Source organism: uncultured Pseudomonas sp. (genome assembly GCF_913774235.1).
Taxonomy (GTDB): Bacteria; Pseudomonadota; Gammaproteobacteria; order Pseudomonadales; family Pseudomonadaceae; genus Chryseomonas.
In genome coordinates this window covers 530,843-547,253 of sequence record NZ_CAJYDW010000019.1, presented here as the reverse complement: position 1 = coordinate 547,253, position 16,411 = coordinate 530,843, and the positions used below count along the sequence as shown (strand labels likewise).

15 protein-coding genes are annotated in these 16,411 nt (G+C 66.7%); 7 read left to right on the top strand and 8 right to left on the bottom strand.

Features of this window, described 5'->3' with window-relative positions:
- Positions 1 to 36: 36 nt before the first annotated feature.
- The 3 genes from QZ471_RS23090 to ptsP are packed head-to-tail and all read right to left on the bottom strand — an operon-like array spanning position 37 to position 5,638.
- Entirely contained in the window at positions 37 to 1,794 is a 1,758-nt protein-coding gene (locus tag QZ471_RS23090; RefSeq protein ID WP_295468264.1) for a PTS fructose-like transporter subunit IIB, read from the bottom strand.
- Positions 1,791 to 2,759: a 1-phosphofructokinase gene (gene pfkB / locus QZ471_RS23085; protein WP_295468262.1), complete on the bottom strand. Its 969-nt coding sequence runs from the start codon at positions 2,757 to 2,759 to the stop codon at positions 1,791 to 1,793. The genes QZ471_RS23090 and pfkB overlap by 4 nt, the downstream gene beginning before the upstream one ends.
- Complete coding sequence (gene ptsP, locus QZ471_RS23080; protein WP_295468259.1) at positions 2,756 to 5,638, bottom strand: phosphoenolpyruvate--protein phosphotransferase; 2,883 nt, start codon at positions 5,636 to 5,638, stop codon at positions 2,756 to 2,758. The genes pfkB and ptsP overlap by 4 nt, the downstream gene beginning before the upstream one ends.
- 280 nt (positions 5,639 to 5,918) lie before the next feature.
- On the opposite strand from ptsP, the gene cra reads away from it, so the two are divergent.
- Positions 5,919 to 6,911, top strand: a complete 993-nt coding sequence (gene cra, locus QZ471_RS23075) for a catabolite repressor/activator (protein WP_295468258.1) — start codon at positions 5,919 to 5,921, stop codon at positions 6,909 to 6,911.
- A complete protein-coding gene (locus QZ471_RS23070) occupies positions 6,908 to 7,705 on the top strand; it encodes a TatD family hydrolase (RefSeq protein ID WP_295468256.1) in 798 nt (265 codons plus the stop codon). The genes cra and QZ471_RS23070 overlap by 4 nt, the downstream gene beginning before the upstream one ends.
- On the opposite strand, the gene ampD is transcribed toward QZ471_RS23070, so the two are convergent.
- The gene (gene ampD / locus QZ471_RS23065; RefSeq protein WP_295468254.1) at positions 7,702 to 8,262 is read right to left on the bottom strand and encodes a 1,6-anhydro-N-acetylmuramyl-L-alanine amidase AmpD; all 561 of its coding nucleotides are present in this window, start codon (positions 8,260 to 8,262) and stop codon (positions 7,702 to 7,704) included. The two genes, QZ471_RS23070 and ampD, sit on opposite strands and share 4 nt — an antisense overlap.
- Positions 8,262 to 8,738, bottom strand: coding sequence for an FAD/FMN-containing dehydrogenase (locus tag QZ471_RS23060; protein ID WP_295468252.1), 477 nt, complete (start codon positions 8,736 to 8,738; stop codon positions 8,262 to 8,264). Before QZ471_RS23060 ends, ampD begins: the two co-directional genes overlap by 1 nt.
- A gap of 82 nt (positions 8,739 to 8,820) precedes the next feature.
- Here QZ471_RS23060 and QZ471_RS23055 point away from each other — a divergent pair, with 82 nt between their 5' ends.
- Positions 8,821 to 9,300, top strand: coding sequence for an MOSC domain-containing protein (locus tag QZ471_RS23055; protein WP_295468250.1), 480 nt, complete (start codon positions 8,821 to 8,823; stop codon positions 9,298 to 9,300).
- Between the two features lie 256 nt (positions 9,301 to 9,556).
- Positions 9,557 to 10,849: an NAD(P)/FAD-dependent oxidoreductase gene (locus QZ471_RS23050; protein WP_295468248.1), complete on the top strand. Its 1,293-nt coding sequence runs from the start codon at positions 9,557 to 9,559 to the stop codon at positions 10,847 to 10,849.
- 63 nt (positions 10,850 to 10,912) lie between these two features.
- Here the strand turns inward: QZ471_RS23050 and QZ471_RS23045 are convergent, their stop codons facing one another.
- Positions 10,913 to 13,102 (bottom strand): DUF1631 domain-containing protein, encoded by a 2,190-nt coding sequence (locus tag QZ471_RS23045; RefSeq protein ID WP_295468246.1) that lies wholly within the window; start codon positions 13,100 to 13,102, stop codon positions 10,913 to 10,915.
- Positions 13,103 to 13,388: 286 nt separating this feature from the next.
- Here QZ471_RS23045 and nadC point away from each other — a divergent pair, with 286 nt between their 5' ends.
- Together nadC and QZ471_RS23035 are read left to right on the top strand one after the other, a co-directional pair.
- Entirely contained in the window at positions 13,389 to 14,240 is an 852-nt protein-coding gene (gene nadC / locus QZ471_RS23040; protein WP_295468244.1) for a carboxylating nicotinate-nucleotide diphosphorylase, read from the top strand.
- A 111-nt stretch (positions 14,241 to 14,351) separates the two neighbouring features.
- Entirely contained in the window at positions 14,352 to 14,573 is a 222-nt protein-coding gene (locus QZ471_RS23035; protein ID WP_295468241.1) for a hypothetical protein, read from the top strand.
- On the opposite strand, the gene QZ471_RS23030 is transcribed toward QZ471_RS23035, so the two are convergent.
- On the bottom strand, positions 14,561 to 14,749 hold the full coding sequence (locus QZ471_RS23030; RefSeq protein WP_295468239.1) for a hypothetical protein: 189 nt from the start codon (positions 14,747 to 14,749) through the stop codon (positions 14,561 to 14,563). The genes QZ471_RS23035 and QZ471_RS23030 overlap by 13 nt on opposite strands.
- Positions 14,750 to 14,762: 13 nt before the next feature.
- A complete protein-coding gene (gene purU / locus QZ471_RS23025) occupies positions 14,763 to 15,614 on the bottom strand; it encodes a formyltetrahydrofolate deformylase (RefSeq protein WP_295468237.1) in 852 nt (283 codons plus the stop codon).
- 307 nt (positions 15,615 to 15,921) lie between these two features.
- On the opposite strand from purU, the gene mvaT reads away from it, so the two are divergent.
- On the top strand, positions 15,922 to 16,305 hold the full coding sequence (mvaT, locus tag QZ471_RS23020; RefSeq protein ID WP_295468236.1) for a histone-like nucleoid-structuring protein MvaT: 384 nt from the start codon (positions 15,922 to 15,924) through the stop codon (positions 16,303 to 16,305).
- Positions 16,306 to 16,411: the final 106 nt, after the last annotated feature.

Below are 16,411 nucleotides of genomic sequence, written 5' to 3'. Positions count from 1 at the left end.
TAACCGCTTGTTACCGCAGTGTTGCCAGGACCTGGATCAGGCCGCGGGGACCAGTTCGGTAGCGGCTTCGTTGCGCTTGAGCACGGCGTAGATCACCCCGGTCACCACACTGCCGGCGGCGATGGCGCCCAGGTACAGCCAGGCGTGGCTGATGGCATTGGGGATCAGCAGCACGAAGAGGCCACCGTGGGGCGCCATCAACTTGCAGTTGAACAGCATCACCAGGGCGCCAGTCAGGGCACCACCGATGACGCTGGCCGGGATCACCCGCAGCGGGTCCTTGGCGGCGAAGGGAATCGCCCCTTCGGAGATGAAGCACAGCCCCAGTACCGAGGCCGCCTTGCCGGCCTCACGCTCGCTCTGGGCGAACTTGTGGCGCGCCAGCAGCGTGGCGATGCCCATGCCGATGGGCGGCACCATGCCGGCGGCCATGGTGGCGGCCATCGGCCCGTAGGTCTTGGACGCCAGCAGGCCGACGGTGAAGGCGTAGGCGGCCTTGTTGATCGGCCCGCCGAAGTCGATGCACATCATGGCGCCGAGGATGAGGCCGAGCAGTACGGCATTGCTGGTGCCGAGGTTGTTGAGGAAGTCGGTGAGTCGACTCAGGGCGCCGGCCACCGGCGTGCCGACCAGATAGATCATCACCAGACCGACGATCAGGCTGGCGAACAGCGGGATGATCAGGATCGGCTTGAGCGCCTCGACGCTGGCCGGCAGCTTGACGTGCTGGGCGATGGCCTTGGCCACGTAGCCGGCCAGGAAGCCGGCGATGATGCCACCGATGAAACCGCTGCCCAGGCTCGCCGCCAGCCAGCCGCCGATCATGCCGGGCGCGAGACCCGGACGGTCGGCGATGGAATAGGCGATGTAGCCGGCCAGTACCGGGACCATCAGTTTGAAGGCCGATTCACCACCGATCTGCATCAGCGCCGCGGCCAGGGTACCCGGCTCCTTGAAGGCCTCGATGCCGAAGACGAAGGACAGAGCGATCAGCAGACCGCCCGCCACCACCATCGGCAGCATGTAGGATACCCCGGTGAGCAGGTGCTTGTAGACGCCTGCGCCTTCCTTCTTGGCCGGCTTGGCGCCCTCGCCCGCCGCTGGCGCGGCACTGCCGGCCAGGGTCTCGCCCTCGGCCAGGGCCTTCTTGATGGTCGCCTCGGGTTGCTTGAGGGCGACGCCAGTTCCGCAGCGATAGACGCGCTTGCCGGCGAAGCGCTCGACATTGACCTCGATGTCGGTGGCCAGCAGCACCACGTCGGCCTCGCGAATGGCTTCGGCCGGCAGCGGATTGCGCGCGCCTACCGAACCCTGAGTCTCCAGGTGCAGGCGATAGCCGAGCTTCTTGGCGGCGTTCTGCAAGGCTTCGGCCGCCATGAAGGTGTGGGCGACCCCGGTCGGGCAGGCGGTGATGGCCACCAGCCGGGGCGTTTCGCTGGCGCCAGCGGGTGTCGGGGCAGCGGCAGTGCCCGAGGTCGGGGCCTGCTCAAGGACCTTGGCTTCGCTGGCGGCGCGCTGCAGGAAGGCATCGACGTCGCGCAGGGCTTCCGCCGGGGTGGCGCGGTAGACGCGCTTGCCGACGAAGCGCGCCAGATCGACGGGACCGGTATGGACCACGACGACCAATTCGGCGCGTGCCACCTGGTCGTCGCTGAGCAGGGTGGCCTCGGGGCCGTCGTGGATCTCGACGCTGGTGGTCCAGCCGCGGCGCTGGGCAGCGGCATCCAGCAGGCGCGCGCTGAGCACGCTGGTGACCATGCCGGTCGGGCAGGTCGTGACGATGGCGATGTTCATGGGGTTACCCCTGATTCTTGTTCTAGCGGAAAGTCGGGCAGGCGGCGCACGCGCACCTGGTCTTCGAAGGCAGCGAGCTGCACGGGATCTTGGATGCCGAAGCCGATCTGGGTGACCGCCAGGGCGGCAATGGCGGTGGCCGTGGTCAGGGTGCGCTCGGGCGTCTGGCCGGTGAGCAGGCCGTGCAGCATGCCGGCCAGCAGGGAATCCCCCGCGCCGACGGTGCTGGCCACGGTGACCTTGGGCGGCTGGGCCTCCAGGGTCTGCTGACCGTACCAGCGCACCCCGTCGGCACCCTGGGAGATCACCAGGTGCTCGATGCCCAGGGCACGCAGTTGCTCGACCAGCAGCGCCTGCTCGGTAGCCGTCTCGGCGGGTGCACCACAGGCTTCGGCCAGTTCTTCGGTATTGGGCTTGATCAGCCAGGGACCGGCGGCCAGAGCGGCGCGCAGGGCGGCGCCACTGGTGTCCAGCGCCACCGGCAGCCCCAGCGACTTGAGCCGGCCGACCAGGGCGGCCAGCCACTCGGGGGTCACCCCGCGCGGCAGGCTGCCCGCCACCACTACGGCGTCATGCCCTGCGGCCAGGCGATCGAGGGTCTCCAGCAATTCCTGCTGGGCGGCCGCGGACACCTCCGGGCCGGGCCCATTGATGTCGGTGATGCGACCGTCGGCCTCGGCTAGTTTGAGATTGCTACGCGTCTCGCCGGGTACCCGGACGAAGGCGTCGGTGAAACCGCGGCGGGCGAACAGCGCTTCGAAGGTCGCAGCGTTATCAGCGCCAAGGAAACCGCTCACCGTCAGCTCATGGCCGAGATCGGCCAGTACCTGGGCGACGTTGATGCCCTTGCCGGCGGCATGCACGATCACCGCCTCGCTGCGGTTCACCGCGCCGGGCTTGAGTTCGGGCAGCTGGACGGTCAGGTCCAGCGCCGGGTTGAGGGTCAGAGTGAGGACACGGCTCATCGCAGGGCCTCCACGCTCTGCCGCACTTCCGCGGCAGTGGCCAGTTCCAGCGCCCGGGCGGCGCAGGACTGCACCAGGCGCAGCTCCAGTTCACGCACCCGCGCCTTGACCAGCGGCACGCTACGCGCCGAGACCGACAGCTCATCCACGCCCAGGCCCACCAGCAACGGCACCGCCAGGGGATCGGCCGCCAGCTCGCCACAGACGCCCACCCACTTGCCGTGGGCATGGGCGGCGCGCACCGTCATGTCGATCAGGCGCAGCACGCTGGGGTGCAGACCGTCGGCCTCGCCGGAGAGCAGCGGATGGCCGCGGTCGATGGCCAGGGTGTATTGCGTCAGGTCGTTGGTGCCGACGCTGAAGAAGTCCACTTCCGGCGCCAGCACCGGCGCCAGCAAGGCGGCCGAGGGCACTTCGATCATGATGCCGACCTGCAGATCGGTGGTCGGAATCTCCTGACGCAGGCGGTCGAGGATGTCACGCGCCTGACGCCACTCCTCGACCCGCCCGATCATGGGGAACATGATCCGCAGCGGCCGGCCATCGGCGGCCTTGAGCAGGGCGCGCAGCTGGGTTTCCAGCAGCTCGGGGCGACGCAGGGTCAGGCGGATGCCGCGGATGCCGAGGAAGGGATTCTCTTCCGGCGGCAGCGGCAGATAGGGCAGCGGCTTGTCGCCACCGACGTCCAGGGTACGGACCACCAGCGGCTTGCCGGCCAGGCCATCGAGGGCGCGGCGGTATTCCGCTTCCTGGGCGGTCTCGTCGGGCGCGCTGTCATGGCTCATGAACACCAGTTCGGTCCGCAGCAGGCCGACGGCTTCGGCGCCCTGCTCCACCGCGGCGGCGGCCTGAGCGGTGTCGCCCAGGTTCACGGCGATCTCGACGTGGTGGCCGTCACGGGTGGTGGCGCTGTCGAAGCGCCGCGCCTCGGCGGCACGACGCCGCTCGGCCTGGACCTCGCGCTCGCGCTGCACGGCCTCGATGCGCTCCGGGTTCGGGGCGACTTCCAGGGTGCCCTTGTCGCCATCCAGCAGCAGCACGCTGCGCGGCGCCAGGTCCAGCACCCGGCGACCGGCACCGACGATGGCCGGAATGCCCAGGGCGCGGGCGACGATGGCGCTGTGGGAGCTGGCGCCGCCACGAGCGGTGAGGATGCCGCAGACGCGCTCACGATCCAGCCGCGCCACATCGCCCGGGCCGACCTCGTCCATCACCAGTACATAGGGTTCTTCGGGTTCGCGGACGGATTCGACGCCGCACAGCTGGGCCAGTACCCGGCGACCGACGTCGCGCAGATCGGCGGCGCGCTCGGCCAGCAGCTTGTCGTGCAGGGCTTCCTGCTGGCTGGCCGCCTCCTCGATCTGGGCGTCCCAGGCCGCGGCGGCACTGGCGTTGGCCTTGAGCCGGGTAGCGATGCCCTGCTGCAGATCCGGGTCTTCCAGCATCTCCAGGTGGGTCAGGAAGATCTCGCGCAGGGCGCTGGCTTCGCTGCGCGCAATCAACGCCTCGATGTCGGCGCGTACCGCAGCCAGGGCCGCGTCCAGCCGCTGGCGTTCGGCGGCGGCGCCTTCACCCGTGGCGGGATAATCGAAGTGCTGCGGCGCCACCACATGGGCCGGCCCCACGGCCAGGCCCGGCGCGGCGGCCACGGCCTGAGCGCGGTCGCCCGGTGCCAGTGGCAGTTGCTCTGCGGGGTCCACCAGGCTGATAGCGGTGACTCGGGCGGCACCGGCCGGGGCCGGAGCACTGGCGGTGACCGGCTCGACCTCTTCGCCGAGGCCGGCCTGAACGGCGCCGATCAGGTCGTTCAGCGCGGCTTCTGCCGGGGTGCCGGGCTCGACCAGGAATTCCAGGGTCTGGCCACGACGAGCGCCCAGCGCCAGCAGGCGTGACAGGCTCTTGGCCGAGACCGGCGCACCGCCATCGACGCGCACGCGGATCTCGCCGTCATAGGCCTTGGCCAGCCGTGCCAGCTCCTTGGCCGGACGGGCATGCAGGCCATGGGCATTGGCCAGCACCACCTGGGCGCTGGGCCAGTCCGGGGCGACTTCGCCGCCCAGGGCTTCGAGTACGGCACGCCGGGAAGTGGCCTGGGCCAGCTCCTGTCCCCGCCCGGCCACCAGCAGATCGCACAGCCGTTCGAGCAGGGCGCGATGGCCCTCGCCCAGGCTGGCCAGGCAGAACAGGCCACGCACTGGCTGATCCTGATGCTGCAGGGGCTGCAGCGGGGTGACAAAGGCCAGACCCGGACGCTTCACCGCGGTCTCGCTGTTCAACCACCAGAGGCCATCGCCCAGGGGCAGGGGCTGGCTGGCCTGTAGGGCACCGGCGAAACCGGCCCCCACGCATTCCATGTGCTTGAGCATGCGCGCACCTTGCCAGGCCAGGTCTTCCAGGTCCTCGGCGTCGATGGCCAGCTGCACCAGCTCTTCATCCAGCGCCAGGGCCTGAGGCGCCCCCTGCATCAGGTCGAGGATCTGCTGGGGTTCGCGGGCCTCGCGCAGGGCCTGTTGGAGATCGCTCTCGCCCAGGGCGCGGGTCAGCAGCTGCAGGATGCGCAGGTGCTCGTCGGATTTGGCGGCGATGGCGATGGCCAGGTAGGTCAGCTGACCGTCGCCCCAGTCCACGCCTTGCGGGAACTGCATCATCCGTACGCCGGTGACGAACACCTGGTCGCGGGTCTGGGGCGTTCCGTGGGGAATGGCGATACCCTGGCCGAGGTAGGTGGAGCCCTGGGCCTCGCGGGCCTTGAGGCCCTCGAGATAACCCGGGGCGACCAGGCCGTCGGCTACCAGGGACTCGGCGAGCATGGCCAGGGCGGTCGCCTTGTCCGGCGCCTGCTGGGCCATGCGGATATGCTGGGCATTGAGTTCGAACATGGAAGAATACCTCCGGCGCCGCGCGCCCGATCCTGGCGCCGTGCCTTTCTTGTAATAGATGCTTGCCGGCTCGCTCGGCCCTGCAAAGGCGCCGGAAGCGGCGGCGCAGAGCCCTGGGCAGATAAGTGTCAGCCCTCGGACAACGGAAAGCTGAAACGTTTCACCCAATGGGACTGGAACGTTACTCGATAATCACCGATCCTTGAAGCACAACACACAATTAAGACCGCCCCGCTCGCGTCGTACAGCGCGGCAAGGGCAGGTCCGATGAGGAACAGGCGTGAAACTCAGCGACATCGCCCAACTGGCTGGCGTATCCCTCACCACCGCGAGCTATGTCATCAACGGCAAGGCAGCGCAACGGCGCATCAGCGCGGCCACCGTGGCACGCGTCATGGCAGTGGTCGAAGCCCATGGCTACCAGCCCGACCAGCGCGCCGCCGGTCTGCGCCGCGGGGCGACCCACACCCTCGGTTTTCTGCTGCCTGACCTGGAAAACCCCAGCTATGCCCGCCTCGCCAAGCAACTGGAGGGACGCGCCCGGGCGCGCGGCTACCAGTTGCTGATCGCCTGCACGGACGACGATCCGGACAGCGAACGCCAGCTCATCGCGCTGTTCCGTGCCCGGCGCTGCGACGGCCTGTTCACCGCCAGCAGCCTGGCCGAGGACGACGCGCCCTATCGGCAGTTGCAGGAGCACAACATCCCGATCATCGCCATCGACCGTCAGCTCGATCCCGCGCAGTTCTGCTCGGTGGTCAGCGACGATCACGCTGCCGGCCGACAACTGGCAGCCACCCTGCTCACCCCCGACACCCACAGCATCGCCCTGATCGGCGCGCGCCCCGACCTGGTCATCAGCCGTGAGCGCGCCGCCGGCTTCGCCGCGGCCATCGCCGATCACCCGGCGCGGCACTGGGAACGCCATGCGCCTCACTACAGCCGTGACGGCGGCCGCGCCCAGGCCCAGGCGATGATCGAGGAACTCGGCCACTGGCCCGAAGCCCTGCTGACCACCTCCTACGTCCTGCTGCAGGGCGTGCTCGATGTACTGAGGGATCATCCACTGGCGGACGGCACCGGTCTGCGCCTGGCCACCTTCGGTGACACCCAGTTGCTGGACTACCTGCCGTTCAAGGTCAACGCCATCTCCCAGCAACACGAGGTCATCACCGAGCGCGCCCTGGAGCTGATGCTGGGCGCCCTGGAGAACGACGAATACCTGCCCGGCGTGCGGGCCATTCCGCGGGTGCTCAAGCGCCGCCTGCCATGAGCCCGCTGATCGACACCCACAACCACCTGGACTATCCGGGTTTCGACGCCGAGCGGCCGGCCCTGCTGGCCGAGTGCGCGCAGCTGGGCGTGGTGCGCCAGGTGTTGATCGGCGTGGAGCGCGAGCAGTGGCCGCAACTCTGGCGGGTCACCACGGGAAATCCGGGTCTGTACGCCGCGCCCGGCCTGCATCCGCTGTACCTGTCGCGGCACCAGGAAGCCGATATCGAGGCGCTGCGAGCTTTCTGCCTCGACCATCGAGAGAATGAACGGCTTTGCGCCATTGGCGAGATCGGCCTGGACTATTTCATCGAGGCGCCGGACAAGGCGCGCCAGGCCTGGTTCTTCGAGCAGCAGGTGCGCCTGGCCATGGAATTGGACTTGCCGGTGCTGCTGCACGTACGCCGCGCCCATGCCGACGTGGTCAAGATCCTCAAGCGCTTGAGGCCACCCCGGGCCGGTATCGCCCATGCCTTTTCCGGCAGCTACGAGGAAGCCCGCGAATACCTGCGCCTGGGTTTCAAGCTCGGCCTGGGCGGTGCACCCACCTGGCCCCAGGCCAGGAGATTGCAGCGGGTACTGCCGCGACTACCCCTGGATGCCATCGTCCTGGAGACCGATGCCCCGGACATGCCGCCGGCGATGTATCCGGACGTGCGCAACAGCCCCACCCATCTACCGGCCATCTGCGCGGCCCTGGCGCCGCTATGGGACGTCTCGGCGGAAACCCTCGCGGCCACCACCACGCGCAATGCCTGCGCGGTGTTCGGTTGGGACGACAGCCACCTCGCCTAAGGTCCGTCGGCGCCCAGTTCGCGATGCAACCGCGCCCAATCGAAGGCTGGACCAGGATCGGTCTTGCGTCCCGGCGCTATGTCGCTGTGACCCTGGATGCGCTCGGCAGTGATCGCTGGATAGGCCCGCTGCAGCGCCCGCGTCAGCCGGCCCAGGGCGAGATACTGGGCGTCGGTGTAGGCCAGGTCGTCGGTGCCTTCGAGTTCGATGCCAACGGAGAAGTCGTTGCAGTTCTCGCGACCGTCGAAACGGGAGACCCCGGCATGCCAGGCCCGCTGGTCGCAGGAGACGAACTGGGTCACGGCACCGTCGCGTTCGATGAGGAAGTGGGCCGCCACCCGCAGGTCGACGATCTCCTGGAAGAACGGATGGGCGCTGTGGTCGAGGCCATTCTGGAAGAAGGCCTGGACGCAGCCCGTGCCGAATTGCCCGGGCGGCAGGCTGATATTGTGGATCACCAGCAGGGACACCGCCGTCCCCACAGGCCGCTCGTTATGGTTGGGCGACGGGCAGCGTTGCGCCTCGCGGTACCAACCCTCGGTGAACGCCCCTGCCATCAGCGCGCCTTGGCCTTGAGCGCATCGCGCAGGGCGGTGGCGTCGCTGAATTCACGCTGACCGACGAAGCGGCCATGATCGAGCATCACCCAGAGCACCTTGTCGGCATCGCCAGGAAAGCGCGGCACGATGCGCGATTCCCGGTCCAGCAACACCCGGTAACCGTACTTGCGCATCGCCGGCACGGCAAACATCTTTGTGATGGCGGCCGGCATGCTACTGATGTCGGCGATGTAGGCCACCCGGGTGCCGTCGATGAAGGCAGCCGGCTGATCGCGCATCGCCTCTTTCACCAGGCCGGAACCGGTCATACTGCGGGCGATGAGCAGCACCTGCAGGCGGTCGTCGAAGGTATAGGGCTGGTCGCGCTGGTCGAGCAGCGTGAAGGGCGCAACCCGCTCGCCCGGCTCCAGCGCCAGGGCGGTCAAGGGCAGCAATAGACACGACAACAACAACGCCAGAGCTCTTGCGCGCATGGCATCCTCTCTTGAGTGATCCAACGAGGTCGCTATCCTGCCCTACCGATTCGGCAGGCACCACCTTGGCATCGAGAACTGCATGATTCCACTGAACGTATTGCTCGCCCAGGTTCCCCAGCGCGGCGCGGTCCGCTGGATAGGCGTCAGACCCGCCGGCCGTGCACCCATGGTCGAGATCGACGCCGTGGAAGCTCGCCGGGATGCCGGCCTGACCGGCGATCATGCTCGTCCCACCGCCCGTAACCAGCGCCAGGTCACCCTCATCCAGTGGGAGCATCTGCCGGTGGTCGCGGCCCTGACCGGCCGGCCAATCGCACCGGCCGATCTCAGGCGCAACCTGGCGATCGCCGGGATCAACCTCTTCAGCCTGAAGAATCGCCGCTTCCGCATCGGCCAGGCCGTGCTGGAAACCACCGGCTGGTGCCAACCCTGCGCCCGCCTGGAAGAACGCCTGGGGCCCGGCACCTTCCAGGCCATGCGCGGCCACGGCGGTCTTACCGCGCGCGTGCTGGAGAGCGGCATCATCCGCCTCGGCGACCAGGTACAGGTGCTGGATTGACCCCAGTTTCCCTAGGGTCGAATGGCTCGGCCAGCCCGGTTAAACTAGCGCTACCTCTCGTCGCTGCAGACGTCCTTGCCAGAGCAGATGCAGGCCGCTTCCCTTGAAAGTCACGACTTTTCGCCCATCTTCCTCGCTAGATGTCTCGATTCTCGCGCGCTGCGACGACCCCAGATTTCCACCGACCCGGGACTGCGCCCGCTTGCGGCGACGCGCCCGGTCCGGCCTACGCTTTCCTTCTCTATGAGTGCTCTCCATGACCCATCGCATCGTTATCGTCGGCGGCGGCGCCGGCGGCCTGGAACTGGCCACCCGCCTGGGCCGTAGCCTCGGCAAGCGCGGCCAGGCGCAGATCGTGCTGATCGACGCCAATGCCACCCACATCTGGAAGCCCCTGCTGCACGAGGTCGCCGCCGGCTCGCTCAATTCCACCGACGACGAACTGAGCTACGTGGCCCAGGCCAAGTGGAATCACTTCGACTTCCAATTGGGCCGCATGACCGGTCTGGATCGTGAGCGCCGCAAGGTCCAACTGGCGGCCATTGAGGACGACGGCGCGATCCTGGTACCCGAGCGGGAGATCGGCTATGACTCCCTGGTACTGGCCATCGGCAGCACCACCAACGACTTCGGCACGCCGGGCGCTGCGGATCACTGCATCTTCCTCGACACCCGCGCCCAGGCCGAGCGCTTCCATCGCAAGCTGCTGACCCATTACCTGCGCGCCCATGTCAGCGAACAGCCGGGCGAATTCATCGAGGTGGCCATCGTTGGCGCCGGGGCCACGGGCGTGGAGCTGGCCGCCGAGCTGCGCAACGCCGCCGAAGAGCTGCAGGCCTATGGCCTGGATCGCATCCGCCCGGAAGACCTGCGCATCACCGTGGTCGAGGCCGGCCCCCGCATCCTCCCGGCCCTGCCCGAGCGCATCGCCGGCCAGGCGCATCGCACCCTGGAAAAACTCGGCGTGCGGGTCCTCACCGGCTCGGCGGTCAAGGAAGTGCGCGCGGACGGCCTACAGACCGCCGGCGAATTCGTCCCGGCCAGCCTCAAGGTCTGGGCGGCCGGTATCCGTGCCCCGGCCTTCCTCAAGGACCTGGCGGGCCTGGAGACCAACCGCATCAACCAGTTGGTGGTCAACTCGACGCTACAAACCACCCGCGACCCGAACGTCTTCGCCTTGGGCGACTGCGCCGCCTGCCCCCTGACGCCCGGCGACACCCGTACCGTGCCGCCCCGGGCCCAGTCCGCGCACCAGCAGGCCTCCCTGCTGGTCAAGACCTTCAAAGCGCTTCTGGAAGGCAAGCCGTTGCCCGAATACGTCTACAAGGACTACGGTTCGTTGATCTCGCTGTCGCGCTTCAGCGCGGTGGGCAACCTCATGGGCGGTGCCCTGGGCAGCCTGACCCTGGAAGGCTGGCTGGCCCGGACCTTCTATGTGTCCCTCTACCGCATGCACCAGGTCGCGCTGTACGGCCCGTTGCGCGCCCTGGCGCTGTTCGCTGGCGATCACCTGAGACGCAAGACCGAGCCGCGCCTCAAGCTGCACTAGAGTTTCTTGCTCAGGCACAAAAAAGCCGTCCCTCGGGACGGCTTTTTGCTTTCCGCAGAACACTCAGGACGACTGACCACGCAGGTTGCCGATCACCGAGGTCATGGCCCGATCGAACAGTAGCGCATCGTCGAGCAGCCGTACGCGGCCCTCCTGATAATCCAGGGCCAGCTCGTCGCGCGTGCGATCCAGCACCTTCATGCCGGTACGATTCACGAACACCAGCCGGCCCATTGGGCGAATGACCGCGGCCAGCTTGCAGCGCAGCTTCTGGTCCTCGTCCTGGATCTCGAGCCAGGCTCCGACCGACAGGCTATCCACCCAGTCCAGGGATTCGTCCGTCAAACCCGCGATGCGCTCGGCCGCCCCCGGCAGTTCGAAGGGCGCATCGACCACGCTGCCGGCCGCCGGTATGGCTGGCGCCTCGACGCTAGCACCCTCGGCGAGGTCGGTGCGGGTCTGCTGGAAGGTCTGCACGTGCAGGGATTCCAGTTCGGTGAAGAATTCCGAGGTGGAGAAGGGATCGAAGGCCGCACTCGCCAGGCCTTCCCGCAGGGCCTTGAGCAAGCCGGGCACCATCTCCAGCAGACGCTGGCGCGAGGCCACGTCGTGGTGCGGCTGGATGCTCCAGATCAGATCGTCCATGGTCTGGAGCGCCGCGCGCCATTCACTGGACTCGTAGCCCTGCTTCAGGCAGGTCAACAGCAGTACCTGGCTCCAGGCCTCGCGCAGTACTCGCTGCACGGCTGCCGGCAGTTGGTGCTCCTGCAGCCGCTGGCTGAGTACGTGCTCCACTTGCAGCCGGGCGATCTCGGCCCGGGCCCGCCCCTCTTCGGCGTCGCGGGTGCGCTGTTCGAGCAGTTCGCTACGGCGCTGCTCGTCGCTGACGTAGGCCATGAAGTCGGCCAGCAGCTCGGCGAAGATCTCCGGGTCGTCGACGAAATCGGTGAGCAGCCGCTGCACGATCTGCTCGATCTTCTGGTACAGCCCGTCGCGCTGCAGATCGCTCTGCTCGCCCCAGCCGAGAGAGGCCGCGGCGATCTCGTTCAGCAGACGCCGGGCCGGATGGCTGCCGCGACTGAAGAAGGTCTTGTCGAGCACCGCCACCTTGAGCATGGGGATTTGCAGCCGGGCGATCAGCGCCTTGAGCGAATCCGGCAGGGTGAGATCGTCGAGAATGAATTCGAAGAGCATCCCCACCAGGTTGATGACGTCTTCGTCGACCTGCCCTACCACTCGCTTTCGACCGGAGCGTTCGCTGATGCGACCCAGCGCCATGTCCAGTTGCGCCCGCAGGTCATAGCCGTCCAGGGACTGGCTGGGAACCTGCTGCTGCAGATGGGACAGCAGCCGCATGAGGTCGTAGCTGGTGATCGCTTGGTCGACTCCGGCCGCCAAGCCCTCGCCGCTGCCGCTGGAGGCGCCCGCGATGGGCGCCGAGGCGGGTACGCGCAGCTGGGCCAGCAGGCCCTGCAAGGTACCGAAGAGTTCCTGGCCGTCCTCTTCGCTGTTGACGTGAGCCGGGGTACGACCACTGTAGCCCTTGGCGCTGCGCCCCGGCACCTGCTGGGGAACGGCCTTGAGCTGGGGCAATACACCTGCCTCCACCAGTTGCCGATTGGATTCCGCGTACAGCTGGCCGAGGCCGTTGAGCACGAAGCGTTCGAACAGCTTGTAGATGATCAGCTTGACCTTGATGTCGGTATCCAGGTCGCGACAGGCCTCGACGAAGGCTTCGCACAGGCGCCGCGGGCCCAGGGGATGGGTCGCGTCGTCGAGCTTGCTCGACAGCTGGGTATTGAACCTGATGGTCAGGTGGCTGATGGCCATGGCGTTGTTGCTCAGCGCCTTGGCCACCATGGTGTCCACTGCGACGCTCTCTTCGAGGGCATCGTTCTGCACCAGGCTCAGGTCTTCGTAGGACACACTGTCGAGGCGCATCTCCGGCTTGCCGCTGACCAGGTTGTTGAGGGCGGCGAAGCGCTCGAAATACTGCTGGAGAAAACTGCGCTCTATGCTCTTGCGTCTCAGGCGCAGGTCACGCATCGCCTCGAAGTAGAGACTTTGTTCCTGATTGCTGCCGGCACGATCAGCCATCTCGAACAGAGCATCGTCGGCATTGTCGAAGAGCTGCTGCAAGGACGCGTTGAGTCGCTGAGCGGCGCGATCTCTGACCGGCAAAAGCACTGCGGGCAATCGGGAAGAGGACTCCCCAAGCGCCTTGAAATGAACCACATTTACGTCGTTCTGCACCACCGCCTCCCACAACCGTTCTTGCGTTCGGCTGAATCGCGTTCCACTACAGGAGCATTGAACAACGTTGGCCGCCCTGGCCGCGAGGTGAAACGTTGTCGATGTGCCATTATTTGCTCAGCTAAGGCATCGACCAATCGGCATCTGCACAGTACATGACAGGGTTCACAAGGCACCTGTCAGACGACGCCTGCCCTTCGAATCATTCAACGTTGTCTATCTCAGATCGTCAACGTCGCCTAAAGTTGCCCGTCCGCCCCCTGCAGCCCCTCATCGGAGTACCCTCATGTCCAGCACCATCCTGCCCGACCTCGCTCAGGTCGTCACCGAAAACGTCGCCGCCGCCTTGCGCGAAGACATCGGCAGCGGCGATCTCACGGCAGGCCTGATCCCCGAGCGGCAGAGCGCCCGCGCGCGGATCATCACCCGCGAGGCGGCGGTCGTGGCGGGAACGGCTTGGGTCGACGAAGTCTTCCGGGTGCTGGACCCCCGCGTCGAGGTCAGCTGGCAGGTCCGTGACGGCGACCGGGTCGCGCCCGACCAGGTGCTGTTCGAACTCCAGGGTCCGGCTCGCGCCCTGCTCACCGGCGAACGGAGCGCCCTCAATTTCCTGCAGTTGCTCTCCGGCACCGCTACTCGCTGCCGGCATTACGCGGATCTGGTGCAGGACACCGCCGTGAAGCTGCTGGATACCCGCAAGACGCTGCCAGGCCTGCGCCGCGCCCAGAAATACGCGGTCACCTGCGGCGGTTGCCACAATCATCGAATCGGTCTGTTCGACGCCTTCCTGATCAAGGAAAACCACATCGCCGCCTGCGGCGGCATCGCCCAGGCAGTGGCGACCGCTCGCCAGCTCGCACCCGGTCGCCCGGTGGAAGTGGAGGTGGAGGATCTCGGCGAACTGCAACAGGCCCTGGCCGCGGGCGCGGACATCGTCATGCTCGACGAACTGAGCCTGGCGGACATGCGCACCGCCGTCACCCTCACCGCTGGCCGAGCCAAGCTGGAGGCTTCCGGCGGGGTCAACGAGGCCACCCTGCTAGGTATCGCCCAGACCGGGGTCGACTACATTTCCATCGGTACCCTGACCAAGGACGTCAAGTCCATCGACCTGTCGATGCGCCTCCTCGCCCAGTAGGCAAAGTGCCACGCGGCGGCTAGACTCGGTAGCCGCGCCCCAGGCGCGCCTACCCAGGAGCACTCCACGAGGAGCGCTCCCCTCTCGCGACACTCGAACAAGATCGAACCCGTGACCAAAGATCAACTTCGCGCTGAACTGGAACGCCAGGCCCAGCGCTATCAGGATGTCTACGGTGGCGAAATCGTCACCTACGCTGCGCAACCCAAGCCCGATCGCAAACCCTGGAAGAAGCGTCCTACCGTGCAGGATGAGGTGTTCGCCTCGGAAGTGCGCAAGATCGCCGATCTCAAGGCCAAGACCGTCGCCGACAACGAGCCTCAGGACGACTGAGCCGTTTCCCCGTCATCGGCGGCCGAATCTGCCGCTTCCGCCCGCAGGCGACGCCACAGGGCCGCTGCCGCGCTGAAGTCAGCGCCCAGATGCTCGTCTGCGGCCTGCAGGTCGTAGCGAGCCAGGCAACCCTCGCCCAGTCGCGGCGGCGCCTCGGCCGTGCCGGGGGCCGCCATGGCGGATTCCTGGTCAGTCGAAGATGACGGTCTTGTTGCCATGTACCATGACCCGGTCTTGCAGGTGGTATCTCAGACCGCGGGACAGCGCCATCTTCTCCACGTCCTTGCCCAGGCGAACCATGTCTTCGACATTGTCCCTATGGCTGACGCGCACCACGTCCTGCTCGATGATCGGCCCGGCGTCCAGCTCCTCGGTCACGTAGTGACAGGTGGCGCCGATCAGCTTCACGCCCCGCTGCGCCGCCTGGTGATAGGGCTTGGCGCCGACGAAGGACGGCAGGAAGCTGTGGTGGATGTTGATCACTTGGTGAGCATAGCGCTGGCACAGCTCGGGCGGCAGGATCTGCATATAGCGCGCGAGCACCACGGTGTCCGCCTGGTGCAGGTCGATCAGCCGGGAGACCTCGTCGAAGGCCGGCTGCTTGTCGCTGGGGTCGACCGGCACATGGAAGAAGGGTATGCCGTGCCATTCGACCATGCTGCGCAGGGTGTCGTGGTTGGAGATGACGCAGGGGATCTCGCAGTCCAGCTCGCCGCTGTGCCAGCGGTGCAGCAGGTCGGCCAGGCAGTGGGATTCGCGACTGGCCATGAGCACCACGCGCTGGCGCTGGGCCGAGTCGGTGATGCGCCACTGCATGGAAAACTCCCGGGCGATGGGCGCGAAGGCCTGCCGGAAGCCTGCCAGATCGAACGGCAGGGAATCGGCGCGGATTTCGTGGCGCATGAAGAACCAGCCACTTTCCGTATCCGAATGATGACTCGCTTCGGTAATCCAGCCGTTATAGGTCGCCAGGAAGTTGCTGACCTTGGCAACGATACCTACCCCGTCCGGACAGGCGATCACCAGACGAAACGTTTGCATAGGAAAACCTCGCGCGAAAAGGGGCTGCATTCTAGGCGCAGTCGCCAGCAGCGTCGAGCGGCGCAGCGGTGATCCCATCGGGAGTTCGCGGCACCCTAGACAGACGGAGCCGGACAATTATCGAAGCACAAGTTTCCCGCTCCACCGCTTGGGTTTAACAATCGGCGTCACACCCCTTGTTTCAAGTCTTTCCGCGACACCAATATTAAATATTGAACGTCTTCCCCGCCCTGTTTACTTATCTCAATAGCCAATCTATGATTGGCCCACTTATCTTTTTTGCACCACCACCGAGCAAAGGCCAATCATGTCGCTTATCAACGAATATCGTCAGACCGAAGAAGCCATCAAGGAACTGCAGGAGCGCCTGAAGTCCCTGCAAGAGGACGACAAGCTGCAGAAGGAACTGGAGTTCGAAAAGAAACTCCGTTCGCTGATGGGCGAATATCAAAAGTCCCTGCGTGACATCATCGGCATTCTCGATGCCGATGCCAAACCGGCACGTCAAGCTCGCACCAACAAGAGCAATGCCTCTGGCACCCCCAAGCGCGCGCGCAAGGTCAAGCAGTACAAGAACCCGCACAACGGTGAAGTGATTGAAACCAAGGGCGGCAATCACAAGACGCTCAAAGAGTGGAAAGCCAAGTGGGGCTCCGACGACGTGGAGTCCTGGGCTACCCTCCTGGACTGATCGAAAAAAACGCCGGCTTGCCGGCGTTTTTTTTGCCCTGCGCGGCCTGGCAGGGCGGCTCGGGCAGACGGCGGTGGCCGCGGCCCCGGCACTAGCCACTGCGCAT

Coding starts and splice junctions, on each gene's coding strand:
- ptsP (WP_295468259.1), bottom strand. CDS start 5,638: ATGTTCGAACTCAATGCCCAGCATATCCGCATGGCCCAGCAGGCGCCG.
- nadC (WP_295468244.1), top strand. CDS start 13,389: ATGTCCAGCACCATCCTGCCCGACCTCGCTCAGGTCGTCACCGAAAAC.
- QZ471_RS23055 (WP_295468250.1), top strand. CDS start 8,821: ATGATTCCACTGAACGTATTGCTCGCCCAGGTTCCCCAGCGCGGCGCG.
- purU (WP_295468237.1), bottom strand. CDS start 15,614: ATGCAAACGTTTCGTCTGGTGATCGCCTGTCCGGACGGGGTAGGTATC.
- mvaT (WP_295468236.1), top strand. CDS start 15,922: ATGTCGCTTATCAACGAATATCGTCAGACCGAAGAAGCCATCAAGGAA.
- QZ471_RS23070 (WP_295468256.1), top strand. CDS start 6,908: ATGAGCCCGCTGATCGACACCCACAACCACCTGGACTATCCGGGTTTC.
- ampD (WP_295468254.1), bottom strand. CDS start 8,262: ATGGCAGGGGCGTTCACCGAGGGTTGGTACCGCGAGGCGCAACGCTGC.
- QZ471_RS23060 (WP_295468252.1), bottom strand. CDS start 8,738: ATGCGCGCAAGAGCTCTGGCGTTGTTGTTGTCGTGTCTATTGCTGCCC.
- pfkB (WP_295468262.1), bottom strand. CDS start 2,759: ATGAGCCGTGTCCTCACTCTGACCCTCAACCCGGCGCTGGACCTGACC.
- QZ471_RS23030 (WP_295468239.1), bottom strand. CDS start 14,749: ATGGCGGCCCCCGGCACGGCCGAGGCGCCGCCGCGACTGGGCGAGGGT.
- QZ471_RS23090 (WP_295468264.1), bottom strand. CDS start 1,794: ATGAACATCGCCATCGTCACGACCTGCCCGACCGGCATGGTCACCAGC.
- QZ471_RS23050 (WP_295468248.1), top strand. CDS start 9,557: ATGACCCATCGCATCGTTATCGTCGGCGGCGGCGCCGGCGGCCTGGAA.